This window comes from Methylobacter psychrophilus, assembly GCF_025583945.1.
In the GTDB taxonomy this organism is placed as follows: Bacteria; Pseudomonadota; Gammaproteobacteria; order Methylococcales; family Methylomonadaceae; genus Methylobacter_C; species Methylobacter_C psychrophilus.
This window is the reverse complement of sequence record NZ_JAOEGU010000100.1, coordinates 1-5,350: the sequence shown is the minus strand read 5'-3', so window position 1 is coordinate 5,350 and position 5,350 is coordinate 1. Positions and strand designations below refer to the sequence as shown.

Here is a 5,350-nt window from a genome sequence, read left to right as displayed (position 1 = left end):
AATAAAATTTTTTGAAAAATTTGAATACACTTTACCGCCCAGGCTTGTAATTTGGTAAATAAGGGCCGGGTAGGAATAAGGCTTCCTGTAACGGAAAGGATTGGTCGGCGGAATTCAGGTTCAGGAAAGGTTAAAAAAGGAAATTTTGGCGTGGCAAGAAAAAGAAATGCTATTGCTCGCCCTATGAAATGGCGATTTACCACTGAGGATGCGCGGATAAAACTGAAGAAACTTTATCCGACATTATAAGATTGACTGAGTACTAGGTTCTGTTGAAATTTCAAAAAGAATAAATCAATGGGTTATCGCCATGCCGTTAATAAATGCTGGCATCCAGACAATAGGATGCCATTCATGGCTTTTAACTAACGGTAATTCTTGCCGGAATTACGATTAAAAAAATCGTTATTTAATTTATCTAGTTGAAAAATATAGATTAATATTTTAGAAAAAACGTCAGCAGAACCTGGTTAATCCGGAATTATATATCCCTTATTGTGGAATAAATTCAGGCAGATATCGGCTATTACCGGATCATAGAGTGCACCCCGTCCTCGTTCGATTTCGGCAAGCGCGGCATCGATGCCGATTCCTGGCCGATAAGGCCGGTGCGATGACATCGCTTCGACCACATCCGCTATGGCCATGATGCGTGCTTCCAACAGAATATCGTCACCCTTTAAGCCTTGCGGGTAGCCGCTGCCATCCATGCGTTCATGATGCTGCAGGGCAATCTGCGCCACCGGCCAAGGGAAATCAACATCTTTCAGCACATTATAGCCCGCCATTGGGTGGAGTTTGATTATTTCATATTCGAGTGCGCTAATTTTGCCCGGTTTGATGAGTATCTCAATTGGAACAGATGTTTTACCCACGTCATGTAGATAGCCGCCCACTTTCAAGCCTTCTACTTGCAAAGCGTCCAGCCCAAGCTCTATGCCGATGGCACCGGCGATATTCGCCACCCGCCGCTCATGGCCGGCGGTGTAGGGATCTCGTATTTCGCTCAACGTGGTAATCAAGCCGACGGTTTGCATAAAGACGATTTGCAATTGCGTGGCGTAGTGCTTGATCTGCTCTTCGGCAACTTTCTTGTCCGATATGTCCTGCATCAAGCCGATGATAGCGGTACTTCCTTGATAAGAAGCTGTCGAGGTGTTCATGCCAACATCGACCACCCTACCATCTTTATGCATCACACTACATATATAACTTTCGGCCTTAGCCACCCCCTCCTTCAGTTTGAGCAGATGATGTTCGACTAAGCGCCGATCCTTAGTGGAAATAATCTCCAGCGGGTCATGGCCAAGTAATTCATCACTTTTCGGATAGCCCAGAATCTCTGCAAAGCGTGGATTGACGTAAATTAATTTTCCTTCCTGAATGATATAAACACCTGCGATGGATTGTTCAACCAAAATGCGGAAGCGTGCCTCAGAATCTTTCAGGATTGATTCATTCAGTTTACGCTCGGACTCATGAGCAAGGTTATCCAGAGCATAGTTTATGTTCGCCGCCATTTCATTTAGCAACTTGCGTGCTTCCGAGTCAAACGCATTGGCTTCCTGGGCGAACAGCGTAAAGACACCTACCAGGTTGTCTTTTTTGTGTAAGGGGATTGCTGCCAAGGAACCCCATTGGTACCGTTTACCGTAGTTGTGCCATAGACCGGTAGTCGTATCTTGCTGAAGATCTTGGCACCAAAAGGTTTGATTTTCCCGAACCGAGGCACCAATGGGGTCATAATTAGCAGGATTATCGGTATCCAACGAAATCATGGTGTTTTGAATAAGCTCCGTTGCAACGCCATAAGAGGCGACAGGAATAATGTGCCGAGTGGCTTCATCCACCAACCCGATCCACGCAGATTTCATGCCGCCATGCTCTACCACGGCACGGCAGATTATCTGGAATAAGTCGGTCTCGTTGGTAGTGCGCACGATGGCTTCATTGCACTCACTCAAGGTGGCATAAATATTTGTAAGGCGTTGGATTTTGGCTTGCTGGATTTTGAATTGTGTAATGTTGTGTATTGTGAGCATCAGTACATTCTTATTTTCCCATTTCATGTTGACGATTGAGACATCAATAAAAAATATTTCGCCGTCCAACCGGTAACAAGTCCATTCGAAGCGGTGGCTACCTTTTTTTAAAGCCGTAGCGATATGCTGGTTAAGTAAGCTCAACGACTCTTCACCCGCAGAAGGGCTACGCATATAACTTAAGATAGGATATTGGTCGAACAGATCCGCGCGGGTAGTGCAGCCAAATAGGGTCAGCGCAGCCGGGTTGCAATCGATAAAACCATAGTCATTCTGTACCAGGATCGCATCGGCGGATGACTCGAATAGGGTGCGGAATTTAATTTCTGAAACCAAAAGGTCATGCTTTACTTGCACACGCTTTGTCAGTTGCTGTTGTTTTTCCAGGGCTTGCTTGATGGCTGTGGGTAACCGCGCCAACCTGTCCTTGATAATGTAGTCGCTTGCGCCCTTCTTTAGGGTTTCTATTGCAATATCTTCACCCATGATACCGGTAACGAAAATAAAGGGTATAAGCGGGACTTTTTGCCGAGCAATCGCCAGAGCTTGCAGTCCATCAAATTCCGGCAGATGGTAATCGGCAAGAATAAGGTCGGGCTTAAACTCCTCCAGTTGGGCTACAAACTGATCGCGGGTTTCAACCCGCAACAAAGTGACATCGAGCCCCGCTTTACGTAGCAGATGCCTGATCAATTCAGCATCAGCCGGGCTATCTTCCAGATGCAGAATGCGCAATAATTTAGTCATACTTTAGCTTCCATTTATTGGTGGAGCTTTGTTGATGAGCGTCCAGTAAAAACCAAGATTTGCCACTACTTTTATAAACTCATTGAAGTCGACCGGTTTAGACACAAAACTGTTGGCGCCCAGTTTATAGCTGTTAATTATATCCTGTTCTTCCGTGGATGACGTCATTATCACCACGGGTATCATTTTAGTTTCAGGATTGGCGCGGATGGCTTTTAATACTTCCAGGCCATTTACTTTTGGCAGGCGCAAATCCAGCAACACCAGCCTGGGTTTATGGTTGATACGCGTTGCGTAGTGTCCTTGCAGGAATAGAAAGTCCAGCGCTTCCTTGCCGTCCTTCACCCATTCCAGGGAGTTGGTCATATTGTGTTTTTTCAATGCCCGTGTAGTCAGTTCGGCATCATTGGGGTTATCTTCCACCAGAAGAATATCGATTTCATATTGCTTATCCATATTTTGACTCCGCAGGCTATTTATTGATGGTTGATGGCAGGGTAAACCAGAAGGTAGCTCCCTCGCCCGGCTTACCCTCTGCCCAGAGCCGGCCGCCGTGTTTAATGATGAAGCGTTTGACGATGGCCAGCCCCACCCCTGTGCCCTCAAATTCGGTCATGCTGTGCAGGCGTTGAAAGAGAACGAACAACTTGTTGGCATAAGTCATATCAAAACCAGCGCCATTATCGCGTATAAAATAAATATTTTCCTGCTCTTCCACCGTGCCGCCCATTTCGATAATGGCAGGTTCGCGCCCACGCGTGAACTTGATGGCATTGCCCAGCAGGTTCTGGAGCACTTGACGAAGCGCTGAAATATCGGCGTAGCCCGCCGGTAAATCGGTCAAGCGAAAGTCAATAATGCGTCCTGTCCTATCGGCTGCCAGCTCGTCCCACACTTCCTGTGCCAGCGCCTTCATATCGATTGGGCTGATAAATAGTTCATGACGGCTGGCGCGGGACAGAAACAGGATGTCTTCAATCAGTTTCCCCATCTTTTTAGCGTTGTCACTCACTACCTGAAACAGCCGTTGGCCTTCGGCATCCAGTTGGGTCGCATAGTCTTCGCGCAGAATGGTAGAGAAGCCATCAATGGCGCGCAGCGGGGCACGCAAGTCATGAGAGACGGAGTAGCTGAAACTTTCCAGATCAGCGTTGGCGGCTTTAAGCTCGGCTGTGCGTTTCTGTACTTGTTGTTCGAGATCATCATTGAACTTGCGGATTGTCTCGGTAGCTCTATCGTTTAGCAGTCGCGTGTTCAGGAAGGGGGCGACTTGTTGTGCTATAGCTTCCAGGGTGCTTATGTCCGTTTCTGTGTAATCGGTCTCCTTGTTGGCCACCTGAAAGAGGCCGATGGCTTTGTCCTGGAACATAATCGGCATACTGATGTGCCTTTGAATGCCGATATGGCCTTCCGGGATATTGGTTGAAGATGCGTTGGAGAAGACAACTCTCTTTTCCCTTATGGCAGTTGGCCAGCTGCTGTCCCCCCAAGTTTCCCGGGGGAATATTATGGTCTTCTCGGGAACATGGCACTTGTCCCATGCTTGCCGGCTCATGGTTGCCACCAAGTTTGCAGCCGCTTCGTCAATGTATCCAAAAACACCGAAGGGACTCTGCAACGCAGCTAAGACAATCTCTAATACCTCATTGTATAGCTCGTCATGAGCAGCCATAGCGAAGATAGCGGCGATACGACTATGAATGGAAAGCACTTCTTGATATCGTTTAAGCTCAGTCACATCACGCGCGGCAGCAAACACCCCGGCGACTTCCCCCATTGGGTTTCGATAAACGCTGGCATTGTACATGACCTCGGTAATCTTTCCCGAAACATCGCGAATAGTCAGCGGGTAATCGGTAACACGGCCTTGCGCAAACACCATTTGATAGCCCGCCTTGGCTTGATCCGGGTCGGTAAAGTAATCGCTGAAATCACTGCCGATGAGTTGTTGCCGTTCTACGCCGGTCACCACCATAGTGGCCTGGTTAACGTCCATGATCTTGCCTTTCGGGCTGATGGTCACCAGCGGATCAAGACTCGCTTCAATAAGGCTGCGGGCATATTGAGAGGCCGCATTTTGAGATGCAATGACTTCCAGTTTTTTGCGGTCGCTAATGTCGTGGAAATAACCGGCAAGATATTCATCGCCTTCATACGACAGATAGTTCATCGACACTTCAACTGGAACTTCTCTGCCGGATGCGACCCGGTGGACAGTCTCGAATAAGAAACCTTTTCTGGTCTTAATATCTTGCCATAATGCATCAAGATCATCCTGATCCTTGAAGTTGGGATTCCAGTCAGGAATGCGCAATTTCACCAGCTCCTCGCGCTCCCTGCCAAAGTGCCGACAGGTAGCATCGTTAACAAATACGAACCTGAAATCCTGTTTCGGACTGATCAGGAAGACACAATCCGAAGTTAACTCGAACAGGCTAGGTTCTGTTGACGTTTCACCTCAGCCATAAAAGCACCGAGGAAAATGACAGCATCCCCATGTAATTAATAGCTTTTTTCTCATATCGTGTAGCAATTCTGCGATAGTGCTTGAGCTTACCGAA

At 47.5% G+C, this 5,350-nt stretch carries 3 protein-coding genes and 1 pseudogene; all 4 read right to left on the bottom strand.

The annotated features are described in order from the left end of the window. Positions 1-470: 470 nt before the first annotated feature. The gene (locus N7974_RS19990; RefSeq protein ID WP_262967291.1) at positions 471-2,789 is read right to left on the bottom strand and encodes an HD domain-containing phosphohydrolase; all 2,319 of its coding nucleotides are present in this window, start codon (positions 2,787-2,789) and stop codon (positions 471-473) included. Positions 2,790-2,792: 3 nt separating this feature from the next. After that, entirely contained in the window at positions 2,793-3,245 is a 453-nt protein-coding gene (locus N7974_RS19985; protein WP_262967290.1) for a response regulator, read from the bottom strand. A gap of 16 nt (positions 3,246-3,261) precedes the next feature. After that, positions 3,262-5,223, bottom strand: a complete 1,962-nt coding sequence (locus N7974_RS19980) for a PAS domain-containing sensor histidine kinase (RefSeq protein ID WP_262967292.1) — start codon at positions 5,221-5,223, stop codon at positions 3,262-3,264. A gap of 19 nt (positions 5,224-5,242) precedes the next feature. Further along, positions 5,243-5,350, bottom strand: a pseudogene (locus N7974_RS20940) (IS5 family transposase); the annotation flags it as partial.

Bases quoted from the DNA above. Each gene is read 5' to 3' on its own strand.
- N7974_RS19990 (WP_262967291.1), bottom strand. From the start codon at position 2,789: ATGACTAAATTATTGCGCATTCTGCATCTGGAAGATAGCCCGGCTGAT.
- N7974_RS19985 (WP_262967290.1), bottom strand. From the start codon at position 3,245: ATGGATAAGCAATATGAAATCGATATTCTTCTGGTGGAAGATAACCCC.